This window comes from Oceanimonas sp. MB9, from assembly GCF_011319775.1.
In the GTDB taxonomy this organism is placed as follows: domain Bacteria; phylum Pseudomonadota; class Gammaproteobacteria; order Enterobacterales; family Aeromonadaceae; genus Oceanimonas; species Oceanimonas doudoroffii.
In genome coordinates, this window is record NZ_VFBE01000002.1 from 26243 (window position 1) to 43648 (window position 17406).

Here is a 17406-nt window from a genome sequence, read left to right on the forward strand (position 1 = left end):
AGGTTAGCCCTGCAGCACCCGATCCAGGGCGGCTTCAAAGGTCGCCACGGTACGGTCCACGTCCTTCAGCTTGTCGAGGCCGAACAGGCCCAGGCGGAAGGTCTGGAAGTCGGCGGGCTCGTCGCAGGCCAGAGGCACACCGGCGGCGATCTGCAGGCCCTCGGCGGCGAACTTGCTGCCGCTCTTGATACCGGCGTCGTCGGTATAGCACACCACCACTCCCGGGGCGGCAAAGCCGTCGGCGGCCACGCTCTTGATGCCCCGCTCAGCCAGCACGGCTCGCACCCGGTCGCCCAGCTCCTGCTGGCGCTGCTTCATCACCGCAAAGCCCAGCTCTCGGCTTTCCACTATGGTGTCGCGGAAAGCGGTGAGGGCGTCGGTGGGCATGGTGGCATGGTAGGCATGCCCACCCTGCTCATAGGTTTCCATGATCTGCAGCCACTTTTTCAAATCGCAGGCAAAGCTGCTGCTCTGGGTGTCGTCGATACGCTCCCGGGCAAGCTTGCTCAGCATCACCAGGCCGCAGCAGGGCGAACTGCTCCAACCCTTTTGCGGGGCGCTCAGCAAAATGTCGACGCCGCAGGCTTCCATGTCCACCCAAATGGTGCCGGAGGCAATGCAGTCGATCACCAGCAGGCCGCCCACTTCGTGCACGGCGTCGGCCATGGCGCGAATATAGTCGTCGGGCAGCATCATGCCGGCGGCGGTTTCCACGTGGGCGGCAAACACCAGCTCGGGTTTCTGCTCGCGAATGGTGGCCACCACTTCCTCAATGGGCGCCGGCGCCATGGCGGCCTGGGGGCCGTCTTCTATGGTGCGGGCCTTGAGCACGGTCTCGAATGCCGGAATGCTGCCGGCTTCAAAGATCTGGCTCCAACGGTAGCTAAACCAGCCGTTACGCACCACCAGGCAGCGCTTGCCAGTGGCAAACTGACGAGCCACGGCTTCCATGCCAAAGGTGCCGCTGCCGGGCACAATGATTGCCGAATGGGCGTGATAGAGCTCTTTCAGGCTGGCGGAGATGTCCTTCATCACTCGCTGAAAACGCGCCGACATATGGTTAAGCGCACGATCGGTGTAGACCACCGAATATTCCAGCAGACCATCGGGGTCGATATTGGGCAGCAATCCGGACATAATCACCTCTTGATAAAGTAACTGATACTGAAAACAGGGCCGCAAGCGCACCACCGGCACTGGCTCAAGAATGGCATAGCTCCCCCGACGGGGCCAGAGCACCTGACAGGCTGGATACGCACAGGTACACGGCGGTGCGGCATGATTTGAAACAATAATAATGCCCAATCCTTTGCCAAACAGCAAAAAAACCATCAACAAAACTGCACACAATGCATAGATGCAAAACTTAAAACCAAATAGAACAGAAAAAACAAACCAAACAACCAGATAAGAGAACATTCATGAACGAAACATTCAGCCTTGAGGGCAATGACTACATTCCCCTGTGCAACCTGCTGAAAGTGCTGGGCTGGTGCGACTCCGGCGCCATGGCCAAGGCGGTGATCGACGAGGGGGCCGTCACCGTGAACGGCCAGGTGGAAGTGCGCAAGCGCTGCAAGATAGTGGCGGGGCAGACGGTTCGCTTCAACGGCCAGACGGTCACCGTCGGCGAGTAACGACCCAAAAGGGGCCTGCCGGCCCCTTTGTTTTATTTTTTATGCACAAACAAAAAAGCCTCGCATTGCTGCGAGGCTTTTTTGAAGAGTCTGGTCGGCATGAGAGGATTCGAACCTCCGACCCCTTCGTCCCGAACGAAGTGCGCTACCAGGCTGCGCTACATGCCGTTAACGGGGCGAGAATTTACAGAAACACCGCCCCCCTTGCAAGCCCTTTTTCATCATTAATTCACTTTGGGCCCAATAATCGCATGGTCCAGTCACTGACGCGGCCGGCGGCCAGATAATCCGCCGCTTTTTTACGCCAACTGTCTGATAATTGTTCGGTTTCGGCCAGCTCACGCAAGCCGTCGGCATCAAAGCCACGGTTGAACACAATATCGCCGGCCCGCCGCACCGGCATGCCCGGGCAGGGCCGCTCCACCAGCTCAAAGGACGCGGTGGGCGTGACCCAGCCTTCTTCCAGCACCCGCAGCAGCCAGCCGGTGCGGCCATTGGCCTGCATCAGCACCGAGAAAGAGTCGTGACCAAAGCGGGCATTGAGCTTGTAGCAGGGCGAACGCGGCTGGCTGATCTGCACCAGGGCGTCACCCAGCCGGAACACATCACCGATGCAGGCCTCGTGCTCGGTGAGGCCGCTGCCCGAGAGGTTCTCGCCAAAGGCGCCGGGCACCAGCAAGGACGCGCGCCCACTCAGCCCCATGCCCTCAAACCACTGGCGCCATACCGGGTAATGCTCTGCCGGGTAGTAATGCAGCGCCCGCTCCGGCCCGCCGTGAAAACGGGTGGAAACCTGAACGTCACCTTCCAGCCCGGTGCGGTGGCAAAACAGACCGTCACCCACCGGTCGTTTATCAATAGCGCTGTCGATGCCCGGCGCCAGCGGCCGTGCCTTTCCGGCCAACACAAGAACCTGCATACCGCCCTCCTTGAAAATACCTTCACATAAAAACATTATTTTTCGTCACGGGCAAGCAGGCGGCCCATCCTGCGACAAAAGCAGCCCCAAACAGAAACCACACACCGGTCACGGCCTTGATAATGACGCCGGTTGCACCCAATAATCCTAAACATGCCATTCCAGCGGAGCCCGCCCGTGAACATCGCCTTTTTCAGCAACCGCCCCTATATGCAGGCGCACTTTATCGAGCAGAACCGCCAGTATGGCTTTGATATTACCTGGTTTGACGCGGATCTGAACGCCGACACCGCCATGCTGGGCCGGGGCTTCGACGCCGTGTGCGTGTTCGTCAACGATCACCTGGATGCGCAGGTGATTCACACCCTGGCCGAGGGCGGCGTCAAGTTTATTGCCCTACGCTGCGCCGGCTACAACAACGTGGATTTACAGGCCGCCGCCGCCGCCGGCATAAAGGTGGTACGGGTGCCCGCCTATTCCCCCGAGGCAGTGGCCGAACACACCGTGGGGCTGATGCTGAGCCTCAACCGCCATATTCACAAGGCCTATCAGCGCACGCGGGATGCCAACTTCTCCCTCAACGGCCTGGTCGGTTTTAACATGCACGGCAAAACCGCCGGCATTATCGGTGCCGGCAAAATCGGCCTGGCCACCCTGAACATTCTCAAGGGCCTGGGCCTGACCCTGCTGGTACACGATCCAAAGCAGGACCAACGTGTGTTGGATCTGGGCGCCCGCTACGTCTCGCTCGAGCGGCTGTGTGCCGAGTCGGACGTGATCAGCCTGCATTGTCCGCTCACCCCCGATAACCATCACCTGCTCAACCGCACCAGCTTTGCCCGAATGAAGGACGGCGTGATGATCATCAACACCAGCCGGGGCGGTCTGCTCAACGCAAAAGACGCCATTGAGGCCATTAACAGTGGCAAAATCGGCCATCTGGGCTTGGACGTGTACGAAGAAGAAGAACACCTGTTCTTTGCCGACAAGTCCTGTGAAATCATTCATGACGATACCTTTCACTTGCTTTCAACCTACCCCAACGTCATTCTCACTGGTCACCAGGCCTTTTTGACGAAGGAAGCGCTAACCGCCATCGCGCAGGTCACCCTCGACAACCTGCAACGACTGGCCGATGGTCAGCCCTGCGATAACAAGATCAACTAAGGAGCCTTTATGAAACTCGCCCTCGCCGCCACCACCGCCCTGCTGCTGACCGCCTGCAGCGGCGGCCTCAAGGTCACCGAGTCGGATCTGCAGCATCACCACTGGAACCTGGCCGCCATCGACGGCGTGGCCGTGGGTGCAGATATTCAGTCGGATCTGGAAATTGGCGAACACTTTTCCATTAACGGTCTGGCCGGTTGCAACCGCTTCTTTGGCAGCGCCACCCTGGAGCAGGGCAAGCTCAGGGCCGATCCCCTGGGGGTTACCCAGATGGCTTGTGCCCCCGAACAGCAGAAAGTGGAAGCCGCCGTGCTCAATACCCTGACCCAGGGCGCGACCGTACAGCACAGCGACCAGCAGCTTGAGCTCAAGGGCGAACAACACACCCTTACCTATCAGCTGGCCGACTGGGTGCAGTAATGAGCGAACACTACCTGGTGTGTCCGGCCTGCTCGGCCCGTAACCGAGTACCGGCCGAACGCCTGCAGCAGGGCCCAAAATGCGGCAAGTGCAAGGCGGCGCTAACCCCGGCCACCGTGCTGGAGCTGGACGGTCCCAAGCTTGACCGGCTGCTTGCCAACGAAAGCCTGCCGCTGGTGCTTGATTTCTGGGCGCCCTGGTGCGGTCCCTGCAAGATGATGGCGCCGGTGTTTGAGGCCGCCGCCGGCGAACACGCCGGCCGCTTGCGGCTGGCCAAGCTCAATACCGAAGAGCACCAGCAGGCGGCGGCCCGCTTTGGCATTCGCTCCATCCCCACCCTGATCGTGTTTAAAAACGGCCGGGAAGTGGCCCGCCAGTCCGGTGCCCTGCCCGCCGGACAACTGACGCAGTGGTTACGTCAGTTTTACTGATAATTAATCCCGTTGCTGACGCTGGAGCACGAACGAATCGTCCGTGCTCCAAGTAACTCCCCTTCATATTTTTTGAATATTCGGCTCGAATATTCCCGCTATCTACGCCAGACCACTCGACCATAATGACTCATGTATCCATTGTGACAGGAGCATTCCATGGGCAAGCTGATCGAGGGCGTCTGGCACGACGTCTGGTACAACACCGACAAGAATAAGGGCCGCTTTGAGCGCAGCGAGAGCCAGTTCAGAAACTGGATCACCGCCGACGGCAGCCCCGGCCCCACCGGCAAGGGCGGCTTTGCCGCCGAGCCTGGTCGCTATCACCTTTATGTGTCCCTGGCCTGTCCCTGGGCCCACCGCACCCTGATCATGCGCCGGCTGAAAGGGCTGGAAGAAGCGATCACCGTGTCTGTGGTGCATCCGTTAATGAAAGAGCACGGCTGGACCTTTGCCAGTGATAATGACGGCGCCACCGGCGACCTGCTCTATGGCCATCACTATTTGCACCAGCTCTATACCTTGGCGGACGCCCGCTATTCGGGCCGGGTCACGGTCCCCCTGCTGTGGGACAAACAACGCCGCACCATCGTCAGCAACGAGTCGGCCGACATTATTCGCATGTTTAACAGCGCCTTTGACGACCTGGGAGCGACCGGGGGCGACTACTATCCCGCATCCCTCAGGGACGACATCGATGCCCTGAACCACATCATTTACGACAACATCAATAACGGCGTGTACAAGGCCGGCTTTGCCACCTCGCAGTCCGCCTACGACGAAGCCATCAGGCCGCTGTTTGCCAGCCTCGACGAGCTGGAGCAACGGCTGGGCCGGCAGCGCTGGTTGCTGGGCAACCGGCTGACCGAGGCGGACATTCGGCTGTGGACCACCCTGGTGCGTTTTGATGCGGTTTATCACACTCACTTCAAGTGCGATCGCCGCCAAATCAGCGATTATCACAACCTTTATGGTTTTCTGCGGGACCTCTACCAGCAGCCCGGCGTGGCCAGCACCGTCAATATGGCGCACATTCGCCATCATTATTTTCGCAGCCACGCCACCATCAACCCTCATGGCATCATCTCCATCGGGCCGGCTCAGGACTGGTGGCAGGCCCACGATAGAAGCATTCGGTTTCAATGAGGAACAACAGCATGGCATCACGTACCATCGCCACCAGTTATGCGGCCCTGGACACACGGGACGGCGCCGGCGTGCGCCTGCGCCGAGTGCTTGGCCAGCGTCCGGATCAACGCCTGGATCCCTTTCTGATGATGGATCACTTCGCCTCGGATGAAGCCGCCGACTACCTTGCCGGCTTTCCAGACCATCCGCACCGGGGGTTTGAAACCATCACCTATATGCTTGACGGTCATATGCTGCACCGGGATCACATGGGCAACGAGGGCCACCTTCGCCCCGGTGATCTGCAGTGGATGACCGCCGGCCGAGGCGTGATCCATTCGGAAATGCCCCAGCAGGAAGCCGGCCGCATGCAGGGCTTTCAAATCTGGCTTAACCTGCCGGCGGCCCTCAAGATGCAGCCGGCCCGTTATCAGGACATCGCCGCGGCCGAGCTGCCCCGGGTTCCGCTGCCCGGTGGCGGCGAACTGGTGCTGCTGGCCGGCCACCTGAGGCTGGCGGACCAGCATTGGCAAGGCCCCATTCAAAGCCCCCATACCGACCCCTTTATTGCCGATATTCGCCTCGCCGCCGGCGAACGGCTGACCCTGCCGTTGCCGTCAACGCTCAGCGCCCTGCTCTATGGCTTTGAGGGCGAGATCAGCGTTGGCGACCACATGCTGCCTAAAGGACAGAGCGCCCTGCTGGGCGACGGCGACACCCTGTCGCTCACCGCCGGTAACCAGGGGGGACGGCTGCTGGTGCTGGCCGGACGACCGCTCAACGAGCCGGTGGTGCAATACGGCCCCTTCGTGATGAACACACAGGCCGAAATCGAGCGGGCGATCATGGATTACCGGGCCGGCAAGCTGGTATAAAAGGCGTTTTCAGCCAACGGGAAATCATCATGGATGCGCCAGCTCAGCAACGCCTGAAACGTATTCTTTCCGACACCAGCAGCATCGCCCTGGTGGGTGCCTCAAACCGGCCGGAGCGGGCCAGCTATCAGGTAATGGACTACCTGCAGCAGCAAGGCTACCGGGTCTTCCCGGTCAACCCGCAGCTGGCCGGGGCCGTGATCCTGGGAGAGACCTGCGTGGCGGGCCTGGAAGATCTGGATCAGCCGGTGCAACTGGTCAACGTGTTCCGCCGGGGCGAATTCGCCGCCGACATCGCCCTTGAGGCCATCGAGCATGAGGCGCTGTGCCTGTGGTTGCAGGAAGGCGTCACCAGCAAGGCCGCCGCCGAAGCCGCCACCGAAGCGGAGCTGGAATATGTGGAGGATCTTTGCATCAAGGTGGCCCACCGGGAATTGCTGGGTTGAATGTAATAAAGGCCTCTCCGCGCCCTTAAACCGATAACATATGGCCCTTCCCTCATAGAGGCGAAGGCGCCGTTTGTTGCTTTTGACATTCGATATGGATGGGACAACGCTGTTCCATCAATGGCCAGGTCTATCTAAACTGGCCGTTATAAGTTGTGCCTGCCAGTCTCTGTAAAATTTACCTTCCCCAGCCGAGCTATGACCGGTTTACCATTTAATCAACATCACTTCCGACACTTCATCATTTCACCAAACCCACTCGAAATCACCATAACACCACTCCAAAAAAATACTTATAAAACAGTGAATTAAAAATTCACACGAATGGCATGAATGTTGATTTAAAGATAGTGCTCCTACTGTCGCCACAGGAACTCAACAGTCTGGAGTGGCGCTGGTGGTTTAATCCAAACCAGGCGCCTCTTTTATAACAAGGAGAGGTTATGACGCAGGTACTCGCCAAAAAATCGCGAAAACATGCCGGCAGATGGACAGCGGCCATGCTGCCTGTCCTGGCCGGCCCAGCCCTGGCCGCAAACGGACACTATGTGCCCGGGGTTGAAGGCATCAAGGGGGCTTTGGTCCCCCCACCAGGGGTTTACTATCGCGGTTACCTGGCCCACTACGATATTGACTCGCTCAGAAATGATCAGGGTAACAAGCTGCCACAGAATAACACCGGTTCGGTTTCGGCCCTGGTTAATCGTTTTATATGGATGACCCACAAGAAAGTGCTGAATGCCGACTATGGTGTAGAAGCCATTATCCCGCTGCAACAGACTACCCTCGACTTCGATATTTCAGGTATCGACAGGAGAGAGCGCGGGGTTGGTGACATTTTTGTCAGTCCCATGGTACTGGGATGGCATGGTCAGCAGTGGGACGCCGTACTGGCCGCCGGCATGTGGCTGGATACCGGGGACTACAGCGGCACCGAGCCCGCCTCCATTGGCAAAGGCTTCAGGACGACCATGCTAACCCTGGGCGGAACCTATTACCCGGACGCCGCCAAAAGCTGGTCGTTCTCTGCCCTGTCCCGCTATGAAATCAAATCGAAGCAGGACGACACCAATATCACTCCAGGCGACAGCTGGCTGGTGGAATGGGGAGTCGGCAAGCAGCTTGATAGCGGACTGGAGCTGGGGCTGATTGGCTACAATGCCTGGCAGTTGGAAAACAGCAAAGGGGCGCCGGCAGGAAAAATGGCCAAGCATGCTTTAGGAGTGGAGGGAAGCTACTTCTGGCCATCATTGATGCTGGGACTGAACGTCGCCTATCTCGGCGAATACGAGGTACAAAACGGACCCAGCGGGGATCTGCTCCGCCTGACGCTGACCCATGTATTTTAAAGGCTTAAAGCCGGCCAGCGCCGGCTTTGTTATGACTGTTCCAGCTTTTTCATACGGTAGGCCAGGGCCGGCCGAGTCAGGCCCAGAGCTCGAGCCGCCTTGGATACATTGCCCTCGGCGGCCTTGAGGGCATGGCGGATCAAACTTGTCTCCAGGGTCTCCAGACTGCCTCCCTCGGCCAATAACTGGGCACACCAGTCATCCTTGTCACCGTCTGCACAGATTGCCACTTCCCGCAAGGAGCCGTCCTGACGCACCTTACCCACCGCCGAGTCGCTGTCCTTGAAAGAAGGGAAGAAGCTGCATACTTCTATCTCATTGTTATTGTCGGTCAGTATGATGCCACGCTCGATCAGGTTTTCCAGCTCACGAATATTACCGGGCCAGTCATATTCCAGCAGGGCCTCACGCGCCCTGTCGGTCACCCCCAGGGTACGCTTGTTGTAGATGGCCTGGTAACGTTCCAGGAAATGCTGCACCAATAGCGGTATGTCTTCCTTGCGCTCTCTCAGAGCCGGAATATAAACCGGAAAAATATTTAACCGATAGAACAAGTCTGCCCGAAACCGCCCTTCCTGCACCGCCTGCTGCAAATCCTCGTTGGTCGCGGTAACCACTCGCACATCGATGTTGCGAGTTCGCACATCACCTACACGCTCCAGCTCACCTTCCTGTAGCACCCTCAACAGGCTGGCCTGGGCCCGAGGCGACAACTCCACCACTTCATCCAGAAAGATGGTTCCGCCATTGGCTCGTTCGAACTTGCCTTCCCGGCTCTGGGTCGCACCGGTATAGGCACCCTTTTCTACCCCAAACAATTCAGCCTCAATCAAATCCGGTGGTATACAGGCGCAATTCACCGCCACAAACGGCTTGTCGGCCCGCTCACTGGCAACATGCAGGCCACGGGCGAACACTTCCTTGCCCACCCCGGTTTCCCCCTGCAACAACACCGTCACCCGGCTGCTCGAGGCCTTTTGGATCAGCTTGCACACCTGTCGAAAAGCGGCCGACTGGCCGATGGAATTGAACACCCGGTAATCATCTTCACTGTCGTCACCCACGCTGTCGCGCAACTTGACCAATTCACTCCTGAGCGCAAACAACTCTTCCGCCACCGGATCCGGCAACATGAATTTCTCGATTTCCGCCTTGTCTTCCCATTCATGGGCCGGCTTGCCGATGATACTGCAGTGATCTCCCCCCATGGCCACACAACCGACTTCCTTGTAGATAATGGTCTGCCCCATGAAATAACTGGTGTAGCCGCTGGCATAGCCAAGCAGTGTCCAGCAGATAGGCTCCTCGGACTGACCGAACTCATGTTGGTGAACGTCTGCCTCGTAGGAATTGAACCAGTCAAACTCGCCGAGAAAATGACCGGAGGCCATATCCAGCTCCAGCCGGGTGGGGACCACCTTGACCATTCCCCTGATGCCATGCATCTGAGGACCGGCCATAAAGCACTCTTCACGAGCAATATGAGGGCGCACCTTGCGGGCGATCTCGGCATCTTTCATACCGGAATGATAGCCAAAGCGCATAAGGAAGCGTTTGGCTCGCAGTACACCCAAGGTTTCAATAAGCTCCTTTCGCAGCAATCCCATCACAGCCGCATGGATCAACAGCATACGCTGCTCGTTGAACCAGATTTTTCCCTGCTCACCATCAAAACGAATGCCTGCAATCAGGTCACTGGTTTCGGGAATGTTCATATTTTCAATATCTTGCATCAGCCCTTTCACTCCCTCTCCATGGCCGCGTCACCTTCCTACTGGCGATGACACCTGACAATGTGCGCTGTCGGTTAGTGTATGGACCCGTTGATGGGTTATCAATTGACCAAATAATTAACATAACAAAAACAAAGTTGATCAAATGATCAATCCACCTTCTGCTCCCTTCTACTTAGCCCCGTTTAAAAAACGCAAAAACAAAAATTAAATATATAAAAATCAGACATATAAACCTATATCACAACTCTATTCACGAATTGGCACAGTCACTGCAATAACAGTGAGAAAGGTTAAGTGAAGGTTACAAACCACAAACAGCCTCAGGAGCTTTTAAGGATGAATACCACCCGTTCACACCTCGTATCGGCGCACGCAGAGGCCAGCAAGCTGACCAAATATATCCGTGTGCGAAGCCAACCGGGTGCCCGCTTCGTCGAGTTCGACTTCGCCATCGGCGATCCCGGCCTGTTTGTTGAGCTGGTGTTGCCCAGGGAATCTTTCGAAGCCTTCTGTAACACCAATCAGGTCGTGGCCATGACTCAGGAGCAGACTGAAGCCGTCGACGCCGAGATAGACAAGTGGCGATACGGTGAAGAAACCCTGATGGGCCGCAACCACGATCATTCGCAGCAATAAATGCTCAGGAAAGAGGAAGCAAAATGACTCTGGAAATTAAAACTGCGGGGATAGAACCGATCCGCCAGACCTTTGCCAATATCAGCCGTCGTTTTGGCGAAAAACCGGCCAGCCGATATCAGGAAGCCACCTACGACGTACAGGGCGAAGCCAACTTTCATTACCGCCCGCTATGGGAGCAGGAAAAGCAGCTTAACGACAAGAGCCGTACCGTCATTGAAATGGCCGACTGGTACAGCTTCCGCGATCCGCGTCAGTTCTACTACGGCGCCTATGTGCAGCATCGGGCCCGCATGCAGGAAGGCGCCGAGAACAACTATGCCTTCTTTGAAAAACGCGACCTGGCCGCCAAGCTGAGCGATGAACTGAAAGCCTGTGTCACCCGCTTTCTGCTGCCCCTGCGTCATGTAGAGCAAACCGCCAACCTGAATCATATGTTTGCCGCCGACTACGGCTATGGCACCGCCCTCACCCAGGCCCAGCTGTTTGCCGGCATGGACAGGCTGGGCATGGCCCAGTATCTCTCCCGCATCGGGCTGTTGCTTGATGGCAACAGTGCCGAGGCCCTGGCCCAGGCCAAAGAGTACTGGATGACGGATCCTGCCTGGCAGGGCCTGCGGGCCCTGTGCGAAGAAACCCTGGTCACCAAAGACTGGTTTGAGCTCTTTACCGCTCAAAGCCTGGTGCTGGACACCCTGCTCCATGATGTCATCTATCGCCAGCTTGATGCCTGGCTAGTCACCAATGATGGCCGTGATCTCGGCCTGCTGACCGAGTTCATGCAGGAATGTCATAAGGATCTTGGCCGCTGGAGCGACAGCGTCTTCAAGGTTGCGGCCAATGAGAGCGAGGCTAATCGACAGCAGTTGCTGCAATGGACCGAAAAATGGCGTGGCAAGGCTGCCGACGCCCTGTCTCCGCTGGTGCGGGACATACTGGGTGATGATGCCCTGCAGGAAGCGCTGATCGCTCTCGACACACGTATCGCCAAGGCTGGCATCAGCAAGAAATAAGGAAACCATCACATGTCAAAAGTGTATCTGGCCCTGCAAGACAACGACGTCTCCCGCTATATCGTCGAGGCCATCGAAGAAGATAACCCGAGTGCCAGCATTCAGCACATGCCGGCGATGATCCGCATAGAAAACGAAGATCAGCTGGTGATCCGGCGTGAAACCGTCGAAGACAAGCTGGGCCGCGACTGGGACGTGCAGGAACTGCACCTCAACCTGATCACCCTGGGCGGCAACGTGGATGAAGACGAAGACCAACTCACATTGTGCTGGAAAGGCTGAGCAAGGAGTAACTCATGGCTGCTAAGAAACTGAACATCAAGGATAAATACCGGCTGCTGACCCGCGATCTGGACTGGGAGTTCTCCTACCAGGATCGCAAGGACGCCTTTCCGTTCGAAGAATTCGAAGGCATCAAAATCACCGACTGGTCAAAATGGGAAGACCCCTTTCGCCTGACCATGGATGCCTACTGGAAATACCAGTCCGAAAAAGAAAAGAAGCTCTACGCCATTTTCGATGCATTTGCCCAGAACAACGGTCAGCTTAACGTCTCCGATCCGCGCTATGTCAACGCCATCAAACTGTTTCTGACGGCCGTTACGCCGCTGGAATATCAGGCTTATCAGGGATACGCCCACGTGGGCCGGCAATTCGGTGGCATTGGCGCGCGTATCGCGTCACAAATGCAGGCCATTGATGAACTGCGCCATGTGCAGACCCAGATCCACGCCATGAGCCACTACAACAAACATTTTGACGGCTTTCAGGACTGGAGCCACATGCATGACAGGGTCTGGTACCTGTCGGTGCCCAAGTCCTTCTTTGAAGACGCCCGCAGTGCCGGCCCCTTCGAATTCCTGCTGGCCATCAGCTTCTCCTTTGAATATGTGCTGACCAACCTGCTGTTTGTACCCTTTATGTCCGGCGCCGCCCACAACGGCGACATGGCCACCGTTACCTTCGGGTTCAGCGCTCAATCCGACGAAGCCCGTCACATGACGCTGGGCCTGGAGATCATCAAGTTCCTGCTGGAGCAGCACGAAGACAACCTGCCGATAGTACAAAAATGGATCGACAAGTGGTTCTGGCGTGGCACCCGCTTGCTGTCCATCGTCGGCATGATGATGGATTACATGTTGCCCAACAAGGTGATGTCCTGGAAGGAAGCCTGGGAAATGTATTTCGAGGAGGCCGGTGGTGCCCTGTTCAAGGATTTGGCCCGCTACGGTATCCGCATGCCGAAATACAGCGAAGTCATCGAAAAAGAAAAGGAACACGTGTCGCACCAGGCCTGGTGGATCTTCTACAACTTCGGTCATGCCGCCGGCTTCCATACCTGGATCCCCAGCGACGAGGAGCTGGACTGGCTGAGTGAAAAGTACCCCGACACCTTCGACAAATATTATCGCCCCCGCTGGGAGCTGGCCAAAAAAATGGAAGCGGAAGGCAAGCGCTTTTACAGCGCCGGCCTGCCCCAGCTCTGTCAGGTCTGCCAGGTACCCATGACCTTTACCGAGATGGACAAGGACCCGGGCCAGATCAGCTACCGGGAGGCCATGCACCAGGGTGAGCGCTACCACATGTGCTCCGATGGCTGCCACGACATTTTCTGTGACGAGCCGGAAAAATACGCTCAGGCCTGGCTGCCGGTACACCAGATCCTGCAGGGCAATTGTGGCGGTCCCGAGCTGGAAAAAGTACTCAGCGAGTATTACCGCATGAACGTCGGTGCCGACAACATGGACTTCAAAGGCTCACCGGACGAACAGCGCTGGAATCAATGGAAAGGAATGGCCTGACCCCATCCATCTTAACTGGGGGCGAATAAGGCCCCCGATATCAAGGAGAAACACATCATGCCGGTTATCGCGCTCAACAAAGACTACAAGGGCGAAGTCAGGGATGCCAAAGCCAACTTTGGCGGGAATATCCTGGTGTATATCGGATGGGACGAGCACCTGCTGTTCTGCTCTGCCAAGACCTTCCTGCTGCCTCCGACCATGCGGTTTGGCGAGCTGCAGGACACCCCCCTCAATGAAGGGTTCAACCAGCATCCCGACTTCAAACACATCGACTGGGCCAGCGTGCAGTGGATCCTCAACGGCAAGCCGCTGTCACCGTCTCGTGAGCACACGCTGGAGCAACTGGGCTTCGATCACAAATCGTTGCTGCGTTTCAGGACTCCGGGTCTGAACGGTTACAAAGGCACGGGCGTGTAAGGAGGATTTATGAGCTACGAAGTCACCATTGAGCCCACCGGCGATGTGATCGAGGTGGAAGAAGGGCAGACCATACTGGATGCCGCCCTGCGCCAGGGTGTGTGGCTGCCCTTCGCCTGCGGCCACGGCACCTGTGGCACCTGCAAGGTGCAGGTCACCGATGGCTTTGCCGATGTGGGTGAGGCATCCCCCTTTGCCCTGATGGATGTGGAGCGGGAAGAAGGCAAGGTGCTGGCTTGTTGCTGCATGCCAGAATCTGACCTGGTGATCGAGGCCGATATCGATGTCGACCCGGATTTCGCCGGTTACCCGGTGCAGGATTACAGCGGCACCGTCACCGAGATCATCGCCCTGTCTCCCACCATTCGCGGCCTTCGCATCAGGCTGGATCGGAATATGGAGTTTCAGGCCGGCCAGTACATCAACCTGCATGTGCCCGGCGTGGCTGGCAGCCGCGCCTTCTCCCTGGCCAACCCGCCCTCTTCTTCGCAGGAAATCGAACTGCACGTACGCAAGGTCGAAGGAGGCAAGGCCACGACCTGGCTGCATGAGGCGCTGAAGGTCGGCGACCGGCTCGAATTGTCCGGCCCCTACGGCCAGTTTTTTGTTCGCAAGAGCGATGAGCAGGGCGCCATTTTTATCGCCGGTGGTTCGGGCCTGTCCAGCCCCCAGTCGATGATCCTGGATATGCTGGCCGAAGGCGACGGCCGTCCCATCTATCTGTTTCAGGGCGCACGTAACCTGGCCGAGCTTTATAACCGTGAGTTGTTTGAGCAACTGGCCGTCGAGCATGACAACTTTCACTATGTCCCGGCACTGAACGCGCCGCTGCCGGAAGATGACTGGCAGGGCTTTACCGGATTCGTGCACGAGGCGGTGGCCGATTACTTCGAGGAGCGCTGCGCCGGCAACAAGGCCTACCTCTGTGGCCCGCCACCAATGATCGATGCCGCCATCACCACGCTGATGCACAGCCGGTTGTTCGAACGGGATATCCATATGGAAAGGTTTGTTACCGCGGCCGATGGCGCTCAGGAGCAACACCGCTCGGCCCTGTTCAAGCGCATATAGGAAGGTTGGCGATGCAGAACTTAAATGGTGAACAAGAAATATCGGGAAGTGACATGGCAGCAACCATTCAGTCCATTGAAGCGATTCTGGTCGACATTCCGACCATACGTCCGCACAAGCTTTCCATGACCACCATGGGCGTTCAGACCATGGTCATCGTGCGCATCAAAGACAGCGACGGCCTGGAAGGCCTCGGCGAGGCCACCACCATCGGCGGCCTCGCCTACGGCCCGGAAAGCCCCGAAAGCGTCAAGCTGACCATCGACACCTACTTCTCGCCCCTGCTGCTGAACCAGCCCGCCGAGGCCATCAATACCCTCAGGGTAAGGCTCAACCGCGCCACCCGCGGCAACAACCTGGCCAAGTCCGCCATTGAAACCGCCCTGCTCGACCTCATGGGCAAGCGCCTCAACCAGCCCCTGCATCAGCTGCTGGGCGGCGCCGTGCACCAGCACATTCCGGTGCTCTGGACCCTGGCCAGCGGCGACACGCAGACCGACATCGACGAAGCCAGGCGCCTGCTCGCCGAGCAACGCCACTGCGACTTCAAACTCAAAATCGGCAGCCGCGCGCTGATGGACGACGTGCGCCATGTGGCCGCCATCAAGGCCGCCGTGGGCGACCGCGCCAGCGTGCGGGTGGATGTGAACCAGGCCTGGGATGAAAGCACCGCCGCCAAAGGCATGGCCGAGCTGCAGGCCGCCGGCATCGATCTGGTCGAGCAGCCCACCCCCATGAAGGAACACGCCGCCCTGGTGCGGCTGTCGCAGAAGTTTCACCTGCCCATTCTGGCGGATGAAACCGTGGCCGACGCCACCGACATGTTCACCCTGGCCTCGGCCGGCTTTGCCGGCGCGGTGGCGCTCAAGATCGCCAAGGCCGGTGGCCCGCTGCAGGCGCTGAAGGTGGCCAATGTGGCCAGCGCCGCCGGCATCGGCCTCTATGGCGGCACCCTGCTGGAAGGCACCATCGGCACCGTCGCCGCCCTGCACGCCTGGTCCACCCTGGACACCCTGCACTGGGGCACCGAAATGTTCGGCCCGCTGCTGCTGAAGGACGACATCGTGGAGACGCCGCTGCACTTCCACCATCACGGCGTCACCCTGCCCGCCGGGCCGGGCCTGGGCGTCACCCTCAACGAAGACAAGCTGGCCGAATACCGCCGCAAGTCATCACTCGCCCCCCACGCGTAACAGGAAGACAACCATGCTGTTTAAAGTCGAGATGAAGGTCAATCTGCCCCACGACATGCCGGCCGAGGTAGCCGCCGAGATCAAGGCCCGGGAGAAGGCCTATGCCCAGGAGCTGCAGACCCAGGGCAAGTGGCGCCACCTGTGGCGGGTGGCCGGCAGCTACGCCAACGTCAGCATTTTTGATGTGGCCGACAACGCCGAATTGCAGGATCTAATCAGCAACCTGCCACTGTTTCCCTACATGGACATTCAGGTGGCGCCCCTGTGCCGGCACCCGTCCTCCATTCATCAGGATGACCGTTAACCGACGTTCGTCCCCCCCTACGACCAAATCATAAAAAAGATGCAAGGAGCAATATCATGTCTGTGAAAACCACCCATACCCCCGAGGTAAAAGAGCTGCTGGAAAAAGTCGCCGGTCTGAACCAGGCCGGTGGCAACGAGCGGGTCAAGACCATCGTGCACCGCGTGATGCGCGACGTCTTCCAGCTCATCGAAGACCTGGACATCACCCCGGAAGAATTCTGGAGCGCCGTTTACTACATCAACGACCTGGGCAAAAACGGCGAAGCCGCCCTGCTCGCTCCCGGCCTGGGCATGGACAAATACCTGGACATTCGCATGGACGCCGCCGACGAACAGGCCGGCCTGGCCGGCGGTACCCCGCGCACCATTGAAGGCCCGCTGTATGTGGCCGGCGCCCCGGAGTCCGCGGGCTTCGCCCGCATGGACGACGGCACTCAGGACGGCGACACCATGATCCTGACCGGCGTGGTCACCGACCAGGACGGCCAGCCCCTGCCCAACACCCTGGTGGAGATCTGGCACGCCGATCTCAAGGGGGGCTACTCCTACTTCGACCCGTCCCAGAGCGAATACAACCTGCGCCGCAGCATTCGCACCGACGCCGATGGCCGCTATACCGCGCAAAGCATCATTCCGTCCGGTTACGGCTGCCCGCCCGAGGGCGCCACCCAGGCGTTGCTGAACCAGCTGGGCCGCCACGGCCGCCGCCCGGCCCACATTCACTACTTCGTGTCCAAGCCGGGCTACAAGCACCTGACCACCCAGATCAACCTGGCCGGTGACGAATACACCTACGACGACTTCGCCTTTGCCACCCGTGAAGAGCTGGTGTGCGACGCCGTGCGCATCGACGACGC

Annotated in this window: 20 protein-coding genes and 1 tRNA gene; 17 read left to right on the top strand and 4 right to left on the bottom strand. The window is 58.5% G+C overall.

Translation table 11 applies throughout. From position 1 onward, the window contains the following. Positions 1-3 precede the first annotated feature (3 nt). Positions 4-1137, bottom strand: a complete 1134-nt coding sequence (locus OJHNALOF_RS01340) for an aminotransferase class V-fold PLP-dependent enzyme (protein WP_165660919.1) — start codon at positions 1135-1137, stop codon at positions 4-6. Positions 1138-1421: 284 nt separating this feature from the next. On the opposite strand from OJHNALOF_RS01340, the gene ybcJ reads away from it, so the two are divergent. Further along, positions 1422-1637 (top strand): ribosome-associated protein YbcJ, encoded by a 216-nt coding sequence (gene ybcJ, locus OJHNALOF_RS01345; protein WP_094202153.1) that lies wholly within the window; start codon positions 1422-1424, stop codon positions 1635-1637. Positions 1638-1728: 91 nt separating this feature from the next. On the opposite strand, the gene OJHNALOF_RS01350 is transcribed toward ybcJ, so the two are convergent. Both OJHNALOF_RS01350 and OJHNALOF_RS01355 read right to left on the bottom strand, forming a co-directional pair. After that, a tRNA-Pro gene (locus OJHNALOF_RS01350) sits at positions 1729-1805 on the bottom strand. A 61-nt stretch (positions 1806-1866) separates the two neighbouring features. Next, positions 1867-2556 (bottom strand): MOSC domain-containing protein, encoded by a 690-nt coding sequence (locus OJHNALOF_RS01355; protein ID WP_165660920.1) that lies wholly within the window; start codon positions 2554-2556, stop codon positions 1867-1869. Positions 2557-2733: 177 nt separating this feature from the next. Between OJHNALOF_RS01355 and OJHNALOF_RS01360 the strand changes: the two genes are divergently transcribed. From OJHNALOF_RS01360 to OJHNALOF_RS01390, 7 genes are all read left to right on the top strand, one after another. Further along, the gene (locus OJHNALOF_RS01360) at positions 2734-3723 is read left to right on the top strand and encodes a 2-hydroxyacid dehydrogenase (protein ID WP_165660921.1); all 990 of its coding nucleotides are present in this window, start codon (positions 2734-2736) and stop codon (positions 3721-3723) included. Between the two features lie 9 nt (positions 3724-3732). After that, a complete protein-coding gene (locus OJHNALOF_RS01365; RefSeq protein ID WP_165660922.1) occupies positions 3733-4143 on the top strand; it encodes an META domain-containing protein in 411 nt (136 codons plus the stop codon). After that, positions 4143-4574: a thioredoxin TrxC gene (trxC, locus tag OJHNALOF_RS01370; protein WP_094202157.1), complete on the top strand. Its 432-nt coding sequence runs from the start codon at positions 4143-4145 to the stop codon at positions 4572-4574. The genes OJHNALOF_RS01365 and trxC overlap by 1 nt, the downstream gene beginning before the upstream one ends. Before the next feature lie 159 nt (positions 4575-4733). Then, complete coding sequence (locus OJHNALOF_RS01375) at positions 4734-5720, top strand: glutathione S-transferase family protein (protein ID WP_165660923.1); 987 nt, start codon at positions 4734-4736, stop codon at positions 5718-5720. An 11-nt stretch (positions 5721-5731) separates the two neighbouring features. Continuing rightward, entirely contained in the window at positions 5732-6577 is an 846-nt protein-coding gene (locus OJHNALOF_RS01380; protein WP_165660924.1) for a pirin family protein, read from the top strand. 29 nt (positions 6578-6606) lie between these two features. Next, complete coding sequence (locus OJHNALOF_RS01385; protein WP_094202160.1) at positions 6607-7023, top strand: CoA-binding protein; 417 nt, start codon at positions 6607-6609, stop codon at positions 7021-7023. A 500-nt stretch (positions 7024-7523) separates the two neighbouring features. Continuing rightward, on the top strand, positions 7524-8372 hold the full coding sequence (locus tag OJHNALOF_RS01390; RefSeq protein WP_165660925.1) for a transporter: 849 nt from the start codon (positions 7524-7526) through the stop codon (positions 8370-8372). 29 nt (positions 8373-8401) lie between these two features. On the opposite strand, the gene OJHNALOF_RS01395 is transcribed toward OJHNALOF_RS01390, so the two are convergent. Further along, positions 8402-10105, bottom strand: a complete 1704-nt coding sequence (locus tag OJHNALOF_RS01395) for a sigma-54-dependent Fis family transcriptional regulator (protein ID WP_165660926.1) — start codon at positions 10103-10105, stop codon at positions 8402-8404. A gap of 339 nt (positions 10106-10444) precedes the next feature. Here OJHNALOF_RS01395 and OJHNALOF_RS01400 point away from each other — a divergent pair, with 339 nt between their 5' ends. From OJHNALOF_RS01400 to catA, 9 genes are all read left to right on the top strand, one after another. After that, positions 10445-10744 carry a phenol hydroxylase subunit gene (locus OJHNALOF_RS01400; protein WP_165660927.1) on the top strand — a complete coding sequence of 100 codons (300 nt, stop codon included), beginning with the start codon at positions 10445-10447 and terminating at the stop codon, positions 10742-10744. Positions 10745-10767: 23 nt separating this feature from the next. Then, positions 10768-11757: an aromatic/alkene monooxygenase hydroxylase subunit beta gene (locus OJHNALOF_RS01405; protein ID WP_165660928.1), complete on the top strand. Its 990-nt coding sequence runs from the start codon at positions 10768-10770 to the stop codon at positions 11755-11757. Between the two features lie 12 nt (positions 11758-11769). Then, a complete protein-coding gene (locus OJHNALOF_RS01410; RefSeq protein ID WP_165660929.1) occupies positions 11770-12039 on the top strand; it encodes an MmoB/DmpM family protein in 270 nt (89 codons plus the stop codon). Between the two features lie 14 nt (positions 12040-12053). Beyond that, complete coding sequence (locus tag OJHNALOF_RS01415) at positions 12054-13559, top strand: aromatic/alkene/methane monooxygenase hydroxylase/oxygenase subunit alpha (protein ID WP_094202165.1); 1506 nt, start codon at positions 12054-12056, stop codon at positions 13557-13559. Positions 13560-13616: 57 nt separating this feature from the next. Beyond that, positions 13617-13979 carry a phenol hydroxylase subunit P4 gene (locus OJHNALOF_RS01420; RefSeq protein ID WP_165660930.1) on the top strand — a complete coding sequence of 121 codons (363 nt, stop codon included), beginning with the start codon at positions 13617-13619 and terminating at the stop codon, positions 13977-13979. Between the two features lie 9 nt (positions 13980-13988). After that, entirely contained in the window at positions 13989-15050 is a 1062-nt protein-coding gene (locus OJHNALOF_RS01425; RefSeq protein ID WP_165660931.1) for an NADH:ubiquinone reductase (Na(+)-transporting) subunit F, read from the top strand. Positions 15051-15103: 53 nt separating this feature from the next. Continuing rightward, positions 15104-16243, top strand: coding sequence for a muconate/chloromuconate family cycloisomerase (locus tag OJHNALOF_RS01430; protein WP_165660932.1), 1140 nt, complete (start codon positions 15104-15106; stop codon positions 16241-16243). A 13-nt stretch (positions 16244-16256) separates the two neighbouring features. Then, complete coding sequence (gene catC, locus OJHNALOF_RS01435; RefSeq protein WP_094201632.1) at positions 16257-16547, top strand: muconolactone Delta-isomerase; 291 nt, start codon at positions 16257-16259, stop codon at positions 16545-16547. A 56-nt stretch (positions 16548-16603) separates the two neighbouring features. Further along, on the top strand, positions 16604-17406 hold an 803-nt coding region (gene catA / locus OJHNALOF_RS01440), incomplete at its 3' end, for a catechol 1,2-dioxygenase (RefSeq protein ID WP_165660933.1).

What these genes read in the sequence shown, in the direction of transcription:
- OJHNALOF_RS01340 (WP_165660919.1), bottom strand. Translation starts at nt 1,137, where the DNA reads ATGTCCGGATTGCTGCCCAATATCGACCCCGATGGTCTGCTGGAATAT.
- ybcJ (WP_094202153.1), top strand. Translation starts at nt 1,422, where the DNA reads ATGAACGAAACATTCAGCCTTGAGGGCAATGACTACATTCCCCTGTGC.
- OJHNALOF_RS01355 (WP_165660920.1), bottom strand. Translation starts at nt 2,556, where the DNA reads ATGCAGGTTCTTGTGTTGGCCGGAAAGGCACGGCCGCTGGCGCCGGGC.
- OJHNALOF_RS01365 (WP_165660922.1), top strand. Translation starts at nt 3,733, where the DNA reads ATGAAACTCGCCCTCGCCGCCACCACCGCCCTGCTGCTGACCGCCTGC.
- trxC (WP_094202157.1), top strand. Translation starts at nt 4,143, where the DNA reads ATGAGCGAACACTACCTGGTGTGTCCGGCCTGCTCGGCCCGTAACCGA.
- OJHNALOF_RS01375 (WP_165660923.1), top strand. Translation starts at nt 4,734, where the DNA reads ATGGGCAAGCTGATCGAGGGCGTCTGGCACGACGTCTGGTACAACACC.
- OJHNALOF_RS01380 (WP_165660924.1), top strand. Translation starts at nt 5,732, where the DNA reads ATGGCATCACGTACCATCGCCACCAGTTATGCGGCCCTGGACACACGG.
- OJHNALOF_RS01385 (WP_094202160.1), top strand. Translation starts at nt 6,607, where the DNA reads ATGGATGCGCCAGCTCAGCAACGCCTGAAACGTATTCTTTCCGACACC.
- OJHNALOF_RS01390 (WP_165660925.1), top strand. Translation starts at nt 7,524, where the DNA reads ATGCTGCCTGTCCTGGCCGGCCCAGCCCTGGCCGCAAACGGACACTAT.
- OJHNALOF_RS01395 (WP_165660926.1), bottom strand. Translation starts at nt 10,105, where the DNA reads ATGCAAGATATTGAAAATATGAACATTCCCGAAACCAGTGACCTGATT.
- OJHNALOF_RS01400 (WP_165660927.1), top strand. Translation starts at nt 10,445, where the DNA reads ATGAATACCACCCGTTCACACCTCGTATCGGCGCACGCAGAGGCCAGC.
- OJHNALOF_RS01405 (WP_165660928.1), top strand. Translation starts at nt 10,768, where the DNA reads ATGACTCTGGAAATTAAAACTGCGGGGATAGAACCGATCCGCCAGACC.
- OJHNALOF_RS01410 (WP_165660929.1), top strand. Translation starts at nt 11,770, where the DNA reads ATGTCAAAAGTGTATCTGGCCCTGCAAGACAACGACGTCTCCCGCTAT.
- OJHNALOF_RS01415 (WP_094202165.1), top strand. Translation starts at nt 12,054, where the DNA reads ATGGCTGCTAAGAAACTGAACATCAAGGATAAATACCGGCTGCTGACC.
- OJHNALOF_RS01420 (WP_165660930.1), top strand. Translation starts at nt 13,617, where the DNA reads ATGCCGGTTATCGCGCTCAACAAAGACTACAAGGGCGAAGTCAGGGAT.
- OJHNALOF_RS01425 (WP_165660931.1), top strand. Translation starts at nt 13,989, where the DNA reads ATGAGCTACGAAGTCACCATTGAGCCCACCGGCGATGTGATCGAGGTG.
- OJHNALOF_RS01430 (WP_165660932.1), top strand. Translation starts at nt 15,104, where the DNA reads ATGGCAGCAACCATTCAGTCCATTGAAGCGATTCTGGTCGACATTCCG.
- catC (WP_094201632.1), top strand. Translation starts at nt 16,257, where the DNA reads ATGCTGTTTAAAGTCGAGATGAAGGTCAATCTGCCCCACGACATGCCG.